The organism is Synechococcus sp. Cu2B8-bc1011 (genome assembly GCF_047302735.1).
Lineage (GTDB): Bacteria > Cyanobacteriota > Cyanobacteriia > PCC-6307 > Cyanobiaceae > Synechococcus_C.
The window spans coordinates 694,845-710,900 of record NZ_CP138915.1; the positions used below are offsets into that span (position 1 = coordinate 694,845).

The 16,056-nt window shown below is 53.6% G+C and carries 13 protein-coding genes and 1 riboswitch; of the genes, 4 read left to right on the top strand and 9 right to left on the bottom strand.

The window, feature by feature from the left end; all coding sequences use genetic code 11:
* Position 1 precedes the first annotated feature (1 nt).
* Positions 2-628, top strand: coding sequence for a HEAT repeat domain-containing protein (locus tag SIC18_RS03565; RefSeq protein ID WP_413430169.1), 627 nt, complete (start codon positions 2-4; stop codon positions 626-628).
* A gap of 41 nt (positions 629-669) precedes the next feature.
* A riboswitch (TPP riboswitch) is annotated at positions 670-778 on the top strand.
* A 45-nt stretch (positions 779-823) separates the two neighbouring features.
* Positions 824-2,221 carry a phosphomethylpyrimidine synthase ThiC gene (gene thiC / locus SIC18_RS03570; protein ID WP_048347706.1) on the top strand — a complete coding sequence of 466 codons (1,398 nt, stop codon included), beginning with the start codon at positions 824-826 and terminating at the stop codon, positions 2,219-2,221.
* 198 nt (positions 2,222-2,419) lie between these two features.
* Here the strand turns inward: thiC and tkt are convergent, their stop codons facing one another.
* Genes tkt through acpP form a run of 3 tightly spaced genes read right to left on the bottom strand, consistent with a single transcriptional unit; the run spans position 2,420 to position 5,976 of the window.
* Entirely contained in the window at positions 2,420-4,429 is a 2,010-nt protein-coding gene (gene tkt, locus SIC18_RS03575; RefSeq protein ID WP_413430170.1) for a transketolase, read from the bottom strand.
* Positions 4,430-4,477: 48 nt separating this feature from the next.
* Positions 4,478-5,725, bottom strand: a complete 1,248-nt coding sequence (fabF, locus tag SIC18_RS03580) for a beta-ketoacyl-ACP synthase II (RefSeq protein ID WP_048347708.1) — start codon at positions 5,723-5,725, stop codon at positions 4,478-4,480.
* 8 nt (positions 5,726-5,733) lie between these two features.
* Complete coding sequence (acpP, locus tag SIC18_RS03585) at positions 5,734-5,976, bottom strand: acyl carrier protein (protein WP_038014040.1); 243 nt, start codon at positions 5,974-5,976, stop codon at positions 5,734-5,736.
* Between the two features lie 149 nt (positions 5,977-6,125).
* Here acpP and psaC point away from each other — a divergent pair, with 149 nt between their 5' ends.
* A complete protein-coding gene (gene psaC / locus SIC18_RS03590) occupies positions 6,126-6,371 on the top strand; it encodes a photosystem I iron-sulfur center protein PsaC (RefSeq protein WP_007099573.1) in 246 nt (81 codons plus the stop codon).
* A gap of 50 nt (positions 6,372-6,421) precedes the next feature.
* Positions 6,422-8,308 (top strand): glutamine--fructose-6-phosphate transaminase (isomerizing), encoded by a 1,887-nt coding sequence (gene glmS, locus SIC18_RS03595; protein WP_413430171.1) that lies wholly within the window; start codon positions 6,422-6,424, stop codon positions 8,306-8,308.
* A 351-nt stretch (positions 8,309-8,659) separates the two neighbouring features.
* Here glmS and SIC18_RS03600 read toward each other — a convergent pair whose 3' ends face one another.
* The 6 genes from SIC18_RS03600 to asnB form a co-directional block, all read right to left on the bottom strand.
* On the bottom strand, positions 8,660-9,643 hold the full coding sequence (locus SIC18_RS03600; protein WP_413430172.1) for an MraY family glycosyltransferase: 984 nt from the start codon (positions 9,641-9,643) through the stop codon (positions 8,660-8,662).
* Positions 9,644-9,649: 6 nt separating this feature from the next.
* Positions 9,650-10,555 (bottom strand): hypothetical protein, encoded by a 906-nt coding sequence (locus SIC18_RS03605; RefSeq protein WP_413430173.1) that lies wholly within the window; start codon positions 10,553-10,555, stop codon positions 9,650-9,652.
* Positions 10,546-11,370, bottom strand: a complete 825-nt coding sequence (locus SIC18_RS03610) for a glycosyltransferase (protein WP_413430174.1) — start codon at positions 11,368-11,370, stop codon at positions 10,546-10,548. Before SIC18_RS03610 ends, SIC18_RS03605 begins: the two co-directional genes overlap by 10 nt.
* Before the next feature lie 614 nt (positions 11,371-11,984).
* Positions 11,985-13,160 (bottom strand): glycosyltransferase, encoded by a 1,176-nt coding sequence (locus SIC18_RS03615; protein WP_413430175.1) that lies wholly within the window; start codon positions 13,158-13,160, stop codon positions 11,985-11,987.
* Positions 13,157-14,089 (bottom strand): NAD-dependent epimerase/dehydratase family protein, encoded by a 933-nt coding sequence (locus SIC18_RS03620; RefSeq protein WP_413430176.1) that lies wholly within the window; start codon positions 14,087-14,089, stop codon positions 13,157-13,159. Before SIC18_RS03620 ends, SIC18_RS03615 begins: the two co-directional genes overlap by 4 nt.
* A complete protein-coding gene (asnB, locus tag SIC18_RS03625) occupies positions 14,090-15,871 on the bottom strand; it encodes an asparagine synthase (glutamine-hydrolyzing) (protein ID WP_413430177.1) in 1,782 nt (593 codons plus the stop codon).
* Positions 15,872-16,056 lie beyond the last annotated feature (185 nt).

Here is a 16,056-nt window from a genome sequence, read left to right on the forward strand (position 1 = left end):
GATGACCAGCACCCCTGAACAGACCGCACCCAACCCTGAGGAGTTGCGCGCAGCGATCGCCTCCGGTGACCCTGTGCAAGCAATGCCAGCACTGGCCAAATTGCGAGCGCTGCCCACTTCAGACAACGACAGTGTTGTGATTCCACTGCTGATCTTGGGGAGTGAGCAACAGGCGTTTTTAGTTCGCTCCCTGAGCTGCAGTGGCCTGGGCTACCGGCGCAATGAGCAGGGCTGGCAGGTGCTGAGTCGATTGCTGCAGGTCGATGAAGACCCCAATGTGCGCGCGGAAGCGGCGAATGCCTTGGCGAGCTTTGGGGTGGAGCGGGCCTGGCCTCTCTTGCGCGAGAGCTTCGCGAAGGATGGCGCTTGGCTGGTGCGTTGCAGCATTCTTTCCGCTTTCGCGGAGCAGCCCGAAATATCCCCGGCTTGGTTGCTGGACCTAGGCAGGCAAGCGATCGCAGATGCTGACGGCACCGTGCGGGTGAGTGGGGCGGAAATCTTGGCCCGGGTGGTGCGCGAGCAGGCCGGAAACCCCCATGGATCCGAAGCCAGGGCTCTGCTTCAGCCGTTGCAGCAGGATGCTGATCACCGCGTGGTGGCTGCTGCATTGAATGGCTTGCAGTCCTAAAAGCAGAAGTGCACCAGACCTGAAAAGCGTTGCTAGCTTTCAAAGACCACTAGGGGTGCCCTGGCATTCATTGCGATCGCTGGGGCTGAGATCACACCCTCTGAACTTGATCCGGGTCATGCCGGCGCAGGGAAGTGAACGATGTGATCTTCGGCTGTTTGGTCGGCTCCTGGCAATTCCGCTGCTGCCAAGGACATGCGTACTGAATGGGTTTCCGCTCGCAAGGGCCAGGCCAATGTGTCTCAGATGCATTACGCCCGTAAGGGTGTGGTGACGGAAGAGATGGCCTATGTGGCCAAGATCGAGAACCTTCCGGAATCCCTTGTGATGGAAGAGGTGGCACGGGGTCGGATGATCATTCCAGCCAATGTCAATCACACCAATCTGGAGCCGATGGCGATTGGCATCGCCAGCAAATGCAAGGTGAACGCCAACATTGGTGCGTCTCCCAATGCCTCGGATGCAGCAGAGGAGGTGAACAAGCTGAAGTTGGCCGTTAAATATGGCGCCGACACCGTGATGGATCTGTCCACCGGTGGCGTGAATCTGGATGAAGTGCGGACGGCGATTATTGGTGCCTCATCGGTTCCGATTGGCACGGTGCCTGTCTATCAGGCCTTGGAAAGCGTGCATGGCTCAATCGAGAAGCTCGACGAAGATGATTTCCTGCACATCATCGAAAAACATTGCCAACAGGGCGTTGATTACCAGACGATTCACGCTGGCCTGTTGATCGAGCATCTCCCCAAGGTGAAGGGACGCTTAACGGGAATTGTGAGCCGAGGCGGCGGAATTTTGGCGCAGTGGATGTTGTATCACCACCGCCAAAATCCATTGTTCACGCGCTTCGACGATATTTGCGAGATTTTTAAGCGCTACGACTGCACTTTTTCGCTGGGAGATTCACTCCGTCCTGGCTGTCAGCACGATGCCTCCGATGCTGCGCAGCTTGCTGAACTGAAGACGCTGGGAGATCTCACCAGGCGGGCTTGGAAGCACGACGTGCAGGTGATGGTGGAGGGTCCAGGCCATGTGCCCCTGGATCAAATTGAGTTCAACGTGAAGAAGCAGATGGAAGAGTGCAATGAGGCGCCTTTCTATGTGCTTGGCCCGTTGGTCACCGATATCGCCCCTGGCTATGACCACATCACCTCAGCGATTGGTGCGGCGATGGCGGGTTGGCACGGCACCGCGATGCTTTGCTACGTGACGCCTAAGGAGCACCTTGGCCTTCCTAATGCGGAGGATGTACGCGAAGGGCTGATTGCCTACAAGATTGCAGCCCATGCGGCTGATATTGCCCGTCATCGCCCAGGGGCGAGGGATCGCGATGATGAGCTCAGCCGCGCTCGTTATGCCTTCGATTGGAACAAGCAGTTTGAGTTGTCCTTAGATCCAGAGCGGGCGAAGGAATATCACGACGAAACCCTGCCAGCAGATATCTACAAGCAAGCTGAGTTCTGCTCCATGTGTGGTCCAAAGCATTGCCCGATGCAAACCAAGATCACGGATGCGGATTTGGAGGGACTCGAGCAAGTGCTTCAGACCAAGGGTGCTGCGGAATTGGTTGGGGTGAAACAGGACAAGCTCTGACTTCTCGCCTCAAGGGTCTATGGCCTTGAGCATCACTCTTTCAACCCTGGTGATCACACCAGGGTTTTTTGTTGTCTTGGTTTGTTATCCCATGGTGGAGATGGCATTTGGGTGGTGGACCAAGCCAAAGGGAAAGCCCTCCTTGCGGAAGGCTTGAAAAGCAATGGCCTTGTCTGGTCCGATTGTGATCTCTAACGATCAGCCCAGTAGAGCCTTTGACTTCGCGACCACGTTGTCGACGGTGAAGCCGAACTTCTCCATGCAGGTGCCGCCTGGAGCGGAGGCGCCGAAGCGATTCATGGTGATGCTGTCGCCATCGAGACCAATGAATCGATGCCAGCCAAAGGCTTCAGCGGCTTCCACCACGATCCGCTTGCGCACAGCGTTGGGGAGGACTTGTTCTTTGTAAGCATCGCTTTGCTCGTCGTAGAGCTCCACGCAAGGCATCGAGACCACACGTACTTTTTTGCCCTCTGATGTGAGCTGCTTTGCGGCTTGGACGCAGAGGTCGAGTTCGGTGCCTGTGCCAATCAAGATCAGATCCGGTGTGCCTGCGCAGTCTTCAAGGATGTAGCCACCGAAGGCCACCTTGTCGATTGAGGAGTTGGCTTGGTTGGCCATCCCTTGGCGGCTGAGGCACATCGCGCTTGGGCGGTTGCGATTCTCGATCGCAACTTTGTAGGCACCGCTGGTTTCGTTGCCGTCACCAGGGCGGAACACCAGCATCCCTGGCATGGCGCGCAGTGAGGGGATGGTTTCGATCGGTTGGTGGGTGGGGCCGTCTTCACCGACGCCGATGGAATCGTGAGTGAGCACGTAAATCACACCAAGCATGCTCAGTGCTGATAAGCGCATGGAACCGCGCATGTAATCGGCAAACACCAGGAAGGTGCCGCCGTAGGGGATCAAGCCGCTGTTGTGATAAGCGATGCCATTGAGGACGGCCGCCATCGCGTGCTCGCGCACACCGAAGTGCAGGTAACGCTTCTCAGGGGTTTCGGGCTGGTAGGAGCCGGTTTCCCCAGCGATGTCGGTGTAGTTGGAGTGGGTGAGGTCAGCGGAGCCGCCAATCAATTCTGGGATTGTGGCTCCCAGGGCTCCGAGACAAATCTGGGAATGCTTGCGGGTGGCCAGACCTTTGTCATCTGGGGTGTAAGTGGGCAGGTTCTTGTCCCAGCCCTGGGGAAGCTCGCCGCGCAGCATGCGCTCGAATTCAGCCGCTTCTGTGGGGTACTTGCTTCGGTAGTTCGCTAAAGCTTGATTCCACTCGGCTTCCTGCGAAGCGCCGCGTTCTACGGCTTGGCGGTACTGGTCGTAGGCCTCTTGAGGAATTTCGAATGGGCCGTGGGTCCAGCCCAGCTGTTTGCGGGTGAGCTCAGCTTCCTCTTCTCCAAGGGGGGCGCCATGGACACCAGCCGTATCACTCTTGTTGGGTGAGCCGTAGCCGATGGTGGTGGTCACCTTGATGATCGAAGGCTTATCCGTGACGGCCTTTGCAGCTTCGATCGCCTTGGCGATGGCATTCACATCGGTGTCGCCGTCGGCCACGTGTTGGACGTGCCAGCCATAGGCTTCATAACGCTTGAGAACGTCCTCGGTGAACGACACATCCGTTCGACCATCGATGGTGATGTGATTGTCGTCATAGAGGGCAATCAATTTGCCCAACTTGAGGTGGCCGGCCAGGGAGGCAGCTTCTGAAGCCACGCCCTCCTGATTGCAGCCATCACCCATGATCACGTAGGTGAAGTGGTCCACAACTTTGGCGTCAGCCTTATTGAATTTGGCGCCTAGGTGTGATTCAGCAATGGCCAGACCCACGGCATTGGAGATGCCTGCGCCAAGGGGCCCGGTGGTGACTTCGATCCCAGGGGTTTCAAATGTTTCTGGATGTCCTGGCGTTTTCGAGCCCCACTGCCGGAATTGTTTGATGTCGTCGATGGTCACCGAGTCGTAGCCGGTGAGGTGCAGGAGGGCGTACTGCAGCATGCAGCCATGGCCGGCTGACAGGACAAACCGATCGCGATTGAACCACTTTGGGTTTTTGGGGTTGTGCTTGAGAAACTTGTCCCACAACGTGTACCCCATCGGTGCGCAGCCCATGGGCAAACCGGGGTGACCGCTATTGGATTTATTGACGGCATCAACGGCCAGCATGCGGATGCTGTTGACGCAGAGCGTGTCGAGAGAAGCGGTTGCGGCGGCCATGGAGTGGAGAGGAGGGGGGAGGAGTTAAGGGTTGGACTGAGCTAGGTGTTAGCTCATGCGTCGGAAGGCGAGGCAGACGTTGTGACCGCCGAAGCCGAAGGAGTTGGACAGCACTGTTCCCAGTGTTAGTTCACGAGCCGTGTTCGGCACAATATCCAGATCACATTCGGGATCCGGATTGTTGTAGTTGATGGTGGGTGGAACGACACCGTTGCGCAGCGCCAGCACACAGGCCACAGCTTCGATTCCGCCCGAGCCCCCGAGCAAGTGGCCCGTCATCGACTTCGTTGAACTCACCGGAATGTCCTTGGCGCGACTGCCAAGAGCACTCTTAATCGCTGCGGTTTCGTTGCTGTCGTTGGCGGGTGTACTGGTGCCGTGGGCGTTGACGTAGTCCACGCTGTCAGCAGCGATGCCACCATCTTCAAGCGCCAGGCGCATGGCGGCTGCACCACCAACGCCGCCTGGAGTTGGAGAGGTGATGTGGTGAGCATCACAAGTGGTTCCGTAACCCACGATTTCGGCCAAAATTGTGGCTCCTCGGGCTTCGGCGTGGGCAAGGGTTTCAAGGACCAATATCCCTGAACCTTCTCCGATCACGAATCCATCCCTGGTTTGGTCGAAAGGCCGACTCGCACCAGCAGGATCGTCGTTGCGGAACGACAGCGCCTTGGCACTGGCGAAGCCGGCTACGCCAAGGGGGGTGATCGCTGATTCGGCACCGCCGCAAATCATGACGTCGGCTTTGCCCAACTGCAGCAGCTGGAAGGCATCGCCGATGGCATTGGATCCTGCGGCACAGGCTGTGGCGACAGCGGAACTAGGACCTTTGGCCCCAAGAGCGATCGCCGCCAGCCCTGTGGCCATATTCGGAATCATCATCGGCACCGTGAAGGGGCTGACGCGACCCGGGGCTTTGTCTTTCAGAACATGAGCCTGGGTTTCCATGGTGAGAAGCCCGCCAACCCCAGAACCGATGCTGACGCCAATGCGATGGGCATTCTCTGGGGTGATCGTGAGGCCCGAGTCGGCGAGGGCCTGCTTCGCAGCTACCACGCCGAATTTGCAGAAACGATCCCAGCGTTTGGCGTCTTTGGGCTCAATGAAGCCACTGGGATCAAAATTCTTGACTTCAGCAGCGAAACGACAGGCGTGCTGCGCCGCATCAAACAAGGTGATCGCTTCGACGCCGTTCTTTGCAGAGGTCAAGCCCTCCCAATAGTCAGCGACGGTATTGCCGATCGGTGTAACGGCACCGAGGCCTGTGACCACGACGCGCTGGAGACCCTCCACCATGCAGATCCTCAGGCTTGCTTGTCTTCGATGTATTTGACGGCATCGCCAACGGTGGCAATTCCTTCGGCTGCTTCATCGGGAATTTCGATGTCGAAGGCTTCTTCAAGAGCCATTACCAACTCGACGGTGTCGAGTGAGTCAGCTCCCAGATCATTCTGAAAGTTGGACTCCGGTTTCACTTCGCCGGCATCAACGCTGAGCTGCTCCGTAACGATCGAACGGACTTTTTCGAGGATCGATTCCTGGGACATGGCCGTGCAGACGTGACGCCGCATCTTACGGGCTTGCCCTGCACGCCACCTCGTGGCGTTAACAACGGTGACGGCAGGCAAGGGTTAACGACCCAGTGGCATTCGCAACGGGTACCTTGATCTCAAGTCATCCGCATCGGAACGGGCACATGTCCCACGCCGTCAAGATCTACGACACCTGCATTGGTTGCACACAGTGTGTGCGTGCTTGTCCCCTGGACGTCCTTGAAATGGTCCCTTGGGACGGTTGCAAGGCTGGCCAAATCGCCTCCTCTCCTCGTACGGAGGATTGTGTGGGTTGCAAGCGCTGCGAAACCGCTTGCCCCACAGACTTCCTCAGTATTCGTGTCTATCTCGGGGATGAGACCAGTCGAAGCATGGGCTTGGCCTACTGAATTTGGTTCAATACCCATACGATCAGCCCGGCTAAGCCGGGTTTTTTTCTATGTGCGGCATCGTCGCGGTGATTGGTTCGCGAGACGCGGCACCGCTGCTGCTTGAAGGTCTTCGCCAGCTGGAGTACCGCGGCTACGACTCCGCGGGTATCGCCACGTTGCAGGGCAATGATTTGCACTGCCTTCGCGCCAAAGGAAAGCTGAACAACCTCACCGTTCGTGCGGACAGTGAAGGTGCACCGGGGCTTTGTGGAATCGGCCATACCCGCTGGGCGACCCATGGCAAGCCTGAGGAGCACAACGCCCACCCCCACCGTGATGGAAGCGGCAGGGTTGCGGTCGTTCAGAACGGGATCATTGAAAACCACCGGGCTTTGCGAGAAGAGCTCACGGCTGCAGGTGTGAGCTTTCAATCGGAAACCGACACCGAGGTGATTCCCCATTTGATTGCAGGGCAATTGCAGTTGATGGGGGTCGACGAGGGAGATGGAAACGGCAATGTTTTGCTTGAGGCGGTGCAGGCCGTCCTTCCCCGGCTTCAAGGGGCTTATGCCTTAGCGGTGTTGTGGGCTAATGCCCCCGGAGCTCTGGTGGTGGCACGCAAAGCGGCACCACTTCTGATTGGGCTTGGGGAAGGGGAGTTCCTTTGTGCCAGCGATACCCCTGCCTTGGTGGGATTCACGCGCACGATCCTTCCCATGGAAGACGGCGAAGTGGCGCTGCTCAGTCCTTTAGGAATTGAGCTGTATGACGCGGAAGGGGCGCGGCAACAGCGCACTCCAACCACGCTTAGTGGGTCGGATCACATTGCCGACAAGCGCCATTTCCGCCACTTCATGTTGAAGGAAATCCATGAGCAGCCCGAAACGGCGCGGCTCTGGGTGGATCGTCATCTGCCGGTTGGGCTGACTGTCGCCAATCCGGTGGCGCTTCCGTTTGATGAATCCTTCTACGAAGGGGTGGAACGCATCCAAATCCTGGCGTGTGGCACCAGTCGCCACGCCGCTTTGGTGGGGGCGTACTTGCTTGAGCAATTCGCAGGACTGCCCACCACGGTGTTTTATGCCAGTGAGTTTCGTTATGCCCCACCACCGCTGGCGCCCCACACCCTCACGATTGGGGTCACGCAATCTGGAGAAACGGCCGACACGCTGGCGGCGCTCAGCATGGATGCCCAGCGGCGACAGGCCTACGGACAGCCTGGCTATGCACCGCGTCAACTTGGTGTGACCAATCGCACGGAGAGTTCGTTGGCCCGGCAGGTGCCCTACATCCTGGATATCGGTGCGGGGATTGAGGTGGGTGTTGCTGCCACCAAAACCTTTCTTGGACAGCTGTTGGCCTTCTATGGCTTGGCGGTTGCCTTTGCTGCTAGGCGTGGGCACCGCTCGGAGACTGAGATCAGCGCATTGCTCGATGAACTGAGGGAGTTACCGCAGCAGCTGGAGCGTTTGGTGGAGCATCACGACAAGGGCTCTGAAGCGTTGGCACCTCGCTTTGCCGACACCCAGGATGTGATTTTCCTAGGCCGCGGAATTAACTATCCGATTGCCCTGGAGGGTGCCCTCAAGCTCAAGGAAATCAGTTACATCCACGCCGAAGGCTATCCAGCTGGGGAGATGAAGCACGGGCCGATTGCCCTGCTCGATTCGCACGTCCCAGTGGTGTCGATTGCCATGCCTGGCCCGGTGTTTGAGAAGGTGTTGAGCAACGCCCAGGAGGCTAAAGCCCGCGACGCGCAAATGATCGGCGTGGCGCCCGTGGGCCCTGATACTGAATTGTTTGATGCCCTCTTACCCGTGCCTCAAGTGAGCGAGTGGGTGAGCCCACTGCTCACCGTGGTGCCGATGCAATTGCTCAGCTATCACATCGCTGCCTATAGGGGCTTGGATGTGGATCAGCCACGCAATTTGGCGAAGAGCGTCACGGTCGAGTGATGGCAGAGAGTTTCGGTGACTCCATGTTTGGAAATGAGCGCTAAGCCGACAGCACCAGCACCAGGAGTCCATTGCATCCTGCCAGGCGATAGAGGGCAGCACTGCCCACATAGCGGGTGAGACCTTTGTATTACCCAGTGAATGCATAAAGGGGCAGCCCAACCAGAAGCACGGCCATCAACAACCAACTTCCAGCGGCAATTGAGCTGGAATGGAACGGATGCGCCAAGCGCAACTAGAAGCTCAGCTATACCGCCAGGGGCAGCAAAAGCGAATCAATGCCGATCAGCAGGAGCCGCCTGAAAACTGGAGGCAAACCCACCAAGCCCTTGCTCGAAAAGAAAAAACTCATCACTTCTCCGAGGCCACAGCGAATGGCACCGCCACACGCTGATCCAACCAAACCCCAAGCAAAAGCTCAACAACAGCAATGCTGAACACACAGGGCAAGCCGCCCGCAAGCATGGCGATCGCCAGCACCGCTGTTGCTGAGATATAGGTGAGAGACACGCGAGCGTGAGGCCAACCTGCGTGGTGCAGGCGCTGAAACAGATGAAGACGGTGAGCTTGGAACACAGGCTGGCCAGCGAGCAAACGGCGGAGAACGCAAAGACAAGCGTCTGCCAGCAAGGGGGTGCCTACTAGGAGGTAGCCAAAGGCCTCTAGCCAGCTGGAAGCCTGGAGCACTAGTCCAGCGAATACCGCGCCGAGAAAGGTACTGCCCACATCACCCATGAAAACCTTGGCTGGGCTCCAATTCCAGAGCAAGAAGCCGACCAGAGAACCCACCAAGGCCCACAGCGACCAGGTTGCGTCGAACTCAACAGCCAAGGTAGCAATGGTCACAGCAATGCAGCCAGCCACTAGGCCATCGAGACCGTCCATGAAGTTGGTGAAGTTGATGACGGCTGTGACGGCAATGACCAGGAGGGTGAGGACAGGCAGGAGGAGCAAACTGCCGGGCGCCAAGGCAATAGGTAGTCGCTGAACGAGAGGGCTGAAGCCGAGCATGAGAACGGCCGTGAAAAGCTGAACGCCGTACCGCCACGATGCAGGCAGGTTGTGACGGTCGTCGAGCAAGCCAACAACCGATAGGGGGGCAGCGAGCAAGGGAAGGGTTACGGCAGGGAAGCCATGACCACTGAGCAGCGCCATTGCGGAAGAGGCTGAGGCCACTGCGACGAAGGCAACACCGCCACCACGCGGGGTGGGCTGACGGTGAGAGCTGCGCGCGTTGGGCTGATCGAGAAGACCCCGGCGTAGTTGCGGGATCAGACCTCGGAGCAGCAACCAAGCGGTAGCGGTTCCAGCAGTAATGACAAAAGCTTGGAACACCTGATTTCAAATAAGGGGAAGCACAGGAAAAGGCTGCGGCTCTGCATTTAAGAGTTGATGCGCCGGTGTAAAACCCGAGAGGTCGGAACTCATCCGCAAGACCGCCTCGAAGGCCTTGGGAGACTGCAGCAGCAGAGGAGCTGCTGCTGCGTAAAAGAAGCGGTTGGGGAGGGACAGCAAACGGCAGCGCCGTGCTGGATCCTTATGCGGAAGCGCTTGCTGCAGGGCTCGCAGCATGACGGCATAGCTGAGTTCACTGTCACCACCGAGAGCAATGCGTTCTGACAATTGGGGATTCCAGCCGCCAGAAGCAAACTGGCGCACACTCTCACAAGCCACTGCTGCCAGCTGGGTGGCGTGGATAGGTTGGCGAAGACCGGTGTGCTCTGGCACAGGCAATAATGGCAGCCAACGCATCAGCTGAATTATCCGACTGAGGTTGCGATCCACATAGGAGCCCACTCGCCCATAAATGAGCGTAGGACGGAAAATACGGCAGGGCAGCTGCAGTCTCCGGCAGGTAGCTAGCAGCTGATCTTCCGCGGTGGTAAGCCGCACTACAAGCTCGCGGTCAAAGCGATTGGCAGCGAAACGTTTGGTAATCGCTGAAGAAGAGGAGCAGGCGATCAGCGCGCGGAGACCCTGCAAGCGCTCAGGGTACGCACGAGCCAGACGATCCATAAAGGGCGAGAGTAACCAGATCGGCCCGAAGCTGATCCACAAAGCGGGCGAATTCGGGACACCACCAGGATGGAAGGCGTCTGGGTCCGTGAAGTCGGCCGGCAAACACGAGGGGGCACGACGTGAGTATGCAACCAGCGGAAGAGCTGAATCGGTAGAGCAGAACTGCTGCTTCAGAGCCTCACCCGTGGGTGTCGCAGCACCAAACAAATGAATATGCATCAGTGCCAATACAGCAGACTCGCTAGCCGCCTTAAATATCGGGCTACAAAAGGAAAACCCCAACGCCATCCGAAAGCACGGCTGTAGGCGTGGCGCACCTCCTTCAGTCGGCGTTGGGTTTGCTGGCCGCTGAGGCCAGAGTCAGCCATGTGCACAAGCTCGAGGTCTAGGCATTGCACGCGAAGGCCAGGATGGCAACTCAGCCGCAGGAAGTAGTCGAGATCAGCAGAAAGCCGGAAACCAGGGGAATAACAGGCTAGGCGGCGTCGAGCAGCGGGCCCGATAAGGGTGGCTTGATGCGGGGGGGTTGAGCCAAGGAACAGGGCGCGGCGGTAGGCGCCTGTACTGAGCATGCCGTCAGCCTGAAATACGGTATAGCGAGCAAGAGCTCCGGTAGCTCCCTCGGCGTAGCGGCCGCGGCAGACCAAAAGGTCAGGGGTGTTGTCTTGGGATGCCGCGCGCGCCAGGGCGGCGACAACCTCTGCCAGCACTACAGGCCCCGCTGCCCAGTCGTCGGAGCCCCAGAACATCAGCCAATCATCGAGTGCAGCTTCGGCAAAACCTTGGTTCATCGCACCGAAGATGCCGGAGTCAACGGGATCTTGTCTCAACCAGCGGCAACGGGACTCGGCCATGCAGCATTGCTCCAGCCAGTGTCGGTGCTGCGCACCAGAGGCACCGTCTATGAATAACAACTGCCAGTGAGGCCAGGTCTGCTGCTGCAACGAACCAAGCAGACGCGGCAGGAGGGAGTAGGAGTTGAGTGTTGGCACAACAATCAACAGAGATGAGGATTGCGAACCGCTGTTCTGGGGAGAGGGCATCAGCCGTGTTGAGCGATCAATGACACGGCATTGGGCCCTGTACATTGCCGATGTTGCGGAACTAGAACCAGCGCTGTCCGAAAATCAAACATAAGATTGTTGGCAGCGACTGACTTGTACCAATTATTGTCGCGGGAACTTATGTCCATAAGCCACCAAGCTGGCAGTTCTGGTCTGGCAATTAACATTAAGGTCTGAGAGACATTGGCATCCGGACTGCCTGGCACCAGCGGTTCACCTAATATGAAAACAGCCCTCATTCACGGCAACAGGAGCTGAGCTCGGTGGCATTGAGACCCGCGGTCTCAAGCATTACCTTAAACTTGTCAATGCTTATCCAACCCTAGAGGCCATTTGGCGTATGTAGGCAACATCTCTACTCACAACCTCCGAACCTTCCATAATGGGTAGAGGGTGATCAAATGTATCACCAACGCTCCTGAAATCCGGACACGTTCTGCATATAAATTAGTTTCCTCAACCTTGTAACGTGTAACGAGCTGGTTGAAAGAAAGCATCTCTCTATTCGATCAAGCCCCCTAGTGATAAGAAAGAGGCGGCATCAACTTTCCTGGGTAAGGGAGCAATTAAGATCTACAAAGTGACGGAAGGGATTAAGACTGGTGGTCAGAACAACCGCTTATCAGTGAAAAAAGCTTGCCAGCAAAATCACGACGTCTATCGATATATTCACTATGGCAAAAACGATTTACACCAAATCCGCTAGCGTCCCGGAAGCTGGCTTGCAACAAAACAGAGAGAGCAATGTGATCATTAGGATGAAAAAAAGAAGAATCATTATTAGCTTGCTCCCTATGAACAGAGATATCGGACAAAAGAAGTGGTAAACCAAAGAGCTTTGCCTCCTCAACAGAGGTATTCCAGCCCTCAGAACGCGATGGGTTTAGAAACGCAGACGCAGAAAACATCAATGCCAGAAAATGGCTACGTGGGACAGAACCAAGAATCAAAAAGTCTTCGCATAGACCCATGGAAACAACCCGGTGTCTTACCAAACTGAAATAATCAGATCGGCGATAATCAATAGTTGAACCGGTAGCAACAATCAAAGGCCGCTCAGCAGAAGGTAAATATGCTAAAGCACTTAGAACAGTCAGATGATTTTTATGGAGCCAGAACTGATTTGGAAGAAATATGTAGGGTCGAGATATAGAATAAACACTTAAGACATCAACAGAACAAGAAGCGTCAAGATCAGTACGTGTAATGATTGGAGGAAAATTTACTACAGCACACGAAGGAGAATAGGCCGGGTAATAAGTTGAAAATTGGGCTCGAGATGCAGAACTACTAAATATCAAAAAGCGGTTCGATGTAGCTTGGAGTCGAAATCCAAGATCGCGGCGAAGCCATGCGAGAAATGAAAAATTGGCTGGAAGAGTACGGTGCTGCAAATCGGGTATCCAAGCCAGTACACGTTCAACCAAGGGGTTGCTTCCAACAAATTGGGCAGACTCAAAGATTGTTGTTAAGCTGTATTTATAGATGTATGGTCGAAGCCATGGATCAAAACCAAGGATTAAAGAAATAAACGAGCGGAAAAAAGTAAATTTCCTGGAGAAAATATTATCAACAATGAGAAAAACTTGCGGGAAGGCTTGAATTGCCTCAAGATCACCAGGAGGATGATCATTAGAAGCAAATACAGTAATTGATACAGAGTCAGAGTAGAACTCTGTCAGCGACGATATCACTGAAAGCTGATAATTAAATCCACCTTGCCAAGAGTTACTAGCGTGTAGTTGAAAAGCTAAATTACAGGATGTCATAGGCAGGTTGATTTAAACCAAAACACATAGTCAGTCAATCCATGATTGAGCGAACAGTGGAACGGGAAGACAACAGAGTTAATGGTGCACGGAGTGGAAACCAAGTAAGCAGGATCGCCTGGTCGTGTATGTCCAGTAAAGTCGATATCAATATCTAGATGCCAGGCCTTTACAACTAAGGTGGCGATATCTGAAACTGAATGGGCAAGTCCCGTTCCAGCATTGAAAATAGGAATGGACGGTGAGGCCAGAGAAGCTACATTCTCAAGCAGTCGAATAACATCTGAAATGTGAGTCCAATCCCTATATTCCATACCAGTCCCACCAAGTACTATGCGGCCAGAAGAAGAAGCTTGGATCTTGCAACAAAGATCCCATATAAGCTGTTTACGGAGAAATGGACCATACACAGAGAAGAGCCTAACAATAACGAAAGAAAGGTTGAAAGAATTAGCGTATGATCGAGCCAACTGTTCAAGCATATATTTGTGAAAACCGTAGGGAGAATAGGGATCACAAAAATCATATGCAGAAATAGGAGTAGTATGCGAACTTCCATGAACAGCGGCACTGGAGATTAGAATAACTTTAGTGCCTAATGTATTGGTACGAATCCACTCAAAGAGTACAACACCTGAACTGACTGTACGGTGGTAATCGTCAAGAGGTTGATAAAAGGAGGCGCCTACTGAGGAACCGCCAGCCAGATGATAAATAAACTCAGGATAGCCAGATTGTTCTGCAAGTGCAGAAAGACTGGTTGACGTAATATTGCTAGTGATCCAATAAACAAGACCAGAAGACTCTAACTGGGAATCCGTAAAAGAACCATGGCCGATGCCACAAACTTTATGTCCTAAAGACGATAAGTGAAGAGATAAATGCTGACCGATAAAACCACGTGCTCCGGTAATCCAAATAACAGACATTTAGGAAAAATCCCGGATGGGTGTCTTTTCAACATGACAACGTGACCACATTTCCATGAGAAGAAGTTTGTATGAAAAATCCAAAGGCAATTGGGAAAAATATGAGGGAGTAAATATGGAGGTATCAATCAGGCCTTGACGCTGAAGAGAACCACCGAACAGAAGATTACTGTATTTATTAATAACTAGTTTATACCAACGACGAACAGGAGGGGTAAAACCTTGCTTTTTGCGGGACAAAACTTCATTTGGTAGAACAGATTCAAGCGAACGTAAAAGAAGAGATTTGCAGGGAAGCTCCCAATCTCGTAAGCCGGAATTACGCTGAGAAATCATGTAATCAACAAGGTGATTATCTAACAAAGGCAGCCTGACCTCTACAGAATTAGCCATGCTGACACGGTCCATTAAGGTTAAGCAATTAGAACGCAACCAAGTTCTTGAGAGAAGGTCGAAAACGCCTAGATGAGGAGGAATACTAGTATCAATCGAGTTATGAACCAACCAGAAGTCGCTGGGTGCATTAGAAAGTCGTTCTGCAGGAATAATTTGTCTGGACAATTCATTTGCAGAGGAAAGGAACGAGTGCTGCCCAAAAAAGCTAGGCGTTGATGATTTACTTCGAGTTAAAAGACTACGTAGTCTTGATAATTTTGACCGGGAAGAATTCGTAGCATTAGTTAGGGTATCTTTTACCCACTGATAGCCCCAAAAGACTTCGTCTCCACCGAGACCGGAAAGAAGTACAGGAAAACCGTTCTGACGAGATGCCTGAGAAACTTTATAGTAACCAAGAGCAGCAATATCGGCTATAGGTAAGTCCATAGCCTGTACTAAATCTGGAAAACAATTTTCAACATCAGCATCTGAAATCTCTATGGGTAAAAAAGGGATGCCTAGATAATCTGCTAAGTACGCAGCTTTAGAACGCTCATCGGATGAAGGATTACCTTGATAACCAACGGAAAATGCACAGATATCCTTGGTAATATCAGCAGAAAGGGCAGCCACTAAACTTGAATCAACTCCACCTGATAAAGCTAAAGCTACAGGAACATCTGCATGATTCATCAATAAACATGAGCTTTTTAATAGGTCAAAAAGATAGTCGGATGAAAACGGCTCAGAAGATGAGAGATGCTCAGGGAACCAATAACGCTGGAGAATGAAAGTAGAGTCTGCACAATTAAACTCAAGATAATGAGCTGCGGGAAGCTGAGAAATATTATCTACAAAAGAAAAAGGCTCAGGAAGATATTGAAAGGTAAGATAAAGGTTAAATGCAGATGGCGATATACGGGGCGAAGTCGAGTGTATGTGGAGAAGCTGGGTAAACTCGCTACTGAAATAAAGAGTGCTATGGTCGTGAGAATAAAATAGGGGCTTCTCTCCTAGACGATCTCTGACAAGAAAGACGGAATTACGTCGAGCATCATAAAGAGCAATAGCAAACATCCCTCTTAATTGCGCAAAACAATCGGGGCCATATTCCTCGTAGAGGTAAATTACTACCTCCACATCACTCTTTGAGGAAAAAGAATAACCAAGAGAGATAAGCTTCTCACGAAGTTCAATAAAATTATAAATCTCTCCGTTACAAACAAGAGCAATAGTACGATCCTCATTAAACAGAGGCTGAGACCCAGTTGTAAGATCATTAATTGATAAACGACGCATACCAAGTGATACATTTTCTGAATAAAAGAAACCATCAGAGTCTGGTCCTCGATGAGAAAGATTGTTGACTACAGTCTTGAGATTGAAAAGCTGTTCTTCAGACAAAGCTTGAGAGGAACATAAACCAGCGATGCCACACATAATTAGAAAACAGATTGAAAAGAAACTGACAAAAGATGACTAAACAATAAAAGTTTATTATGTAATCAAGCTCAAGGGGAGACGTAAGTAGGAGAATTATATAGGATAATGTGAGCCAAGGGAAGACAACGGGTCAGCTGGAGAACGGA

Coding starts and splice junctions, on each gene's coding strand:
- SIC18_RS03620 (WP_413430176.1), bottom strand. CDS start 14,089: ATGTCTGTTATTTGGATTACCGGAGCACGTGGTTTTATCGGTCAGCAT.
- SIC18_RS03610 (WP_413430174.1), bottom strand. CDS start 11,370: ATGCCCTCTCCCCAGAACAGCGGTTCGCAATCCTCATCTCTGTTGATT.
- tkt (WP_413430170.1), bottom strand. CDS start 4,429: ATGGCCGCCGCAACCGCTTCTCTCGACACGCTCTGCGTCAACAGCATC.
- glmS (WP_413430171.1), top strand. CDS start 6,422: ATGTGCGGCATCGTCGCGGTGATTGGTTCGCGAGACGCGGCACCGCTG.
- psaC (WP_007099573.1), top strand. CDS start 6,126: ATGTCCCACGCCGTCAAGATCTACGACACCTGCATTGGTTGCACACAG.
- acpP (WP_038014040.1), bottom strand. CDS start 5,976: ATGTCCCAGGAATCGATCCTCGAAAAAGTCCGTTCGATCGTTACGGAG.
- SIC18_RS03615 (WP_413430175.1), bottom strand. CDS start 13,160: ATGACATCCTGTAATTTAGCTTTTCAACTACACGCTAGTAACTCTTGG.
- SIC18_RS03565 (WP_413430169.1), top strand. CDS start 2: ATGACCAGCACCCCTGAACAGACCGCACCCAACCCTGAGGAGTTGCGC.
- fabF (WP_048347708.1), bottom strand. CDS start 5,725: ATGGTGGAGGGTCTCCAGCGCGTCGTGGTCACAGGCCTCGGTGCCGTT.
- thiC (WP_048347706.1), top strand. CDS start 824: ATGCGTACTGAATGGGTTTCCGCTCGCAAGGGCCAGGCCAATGTGTCT.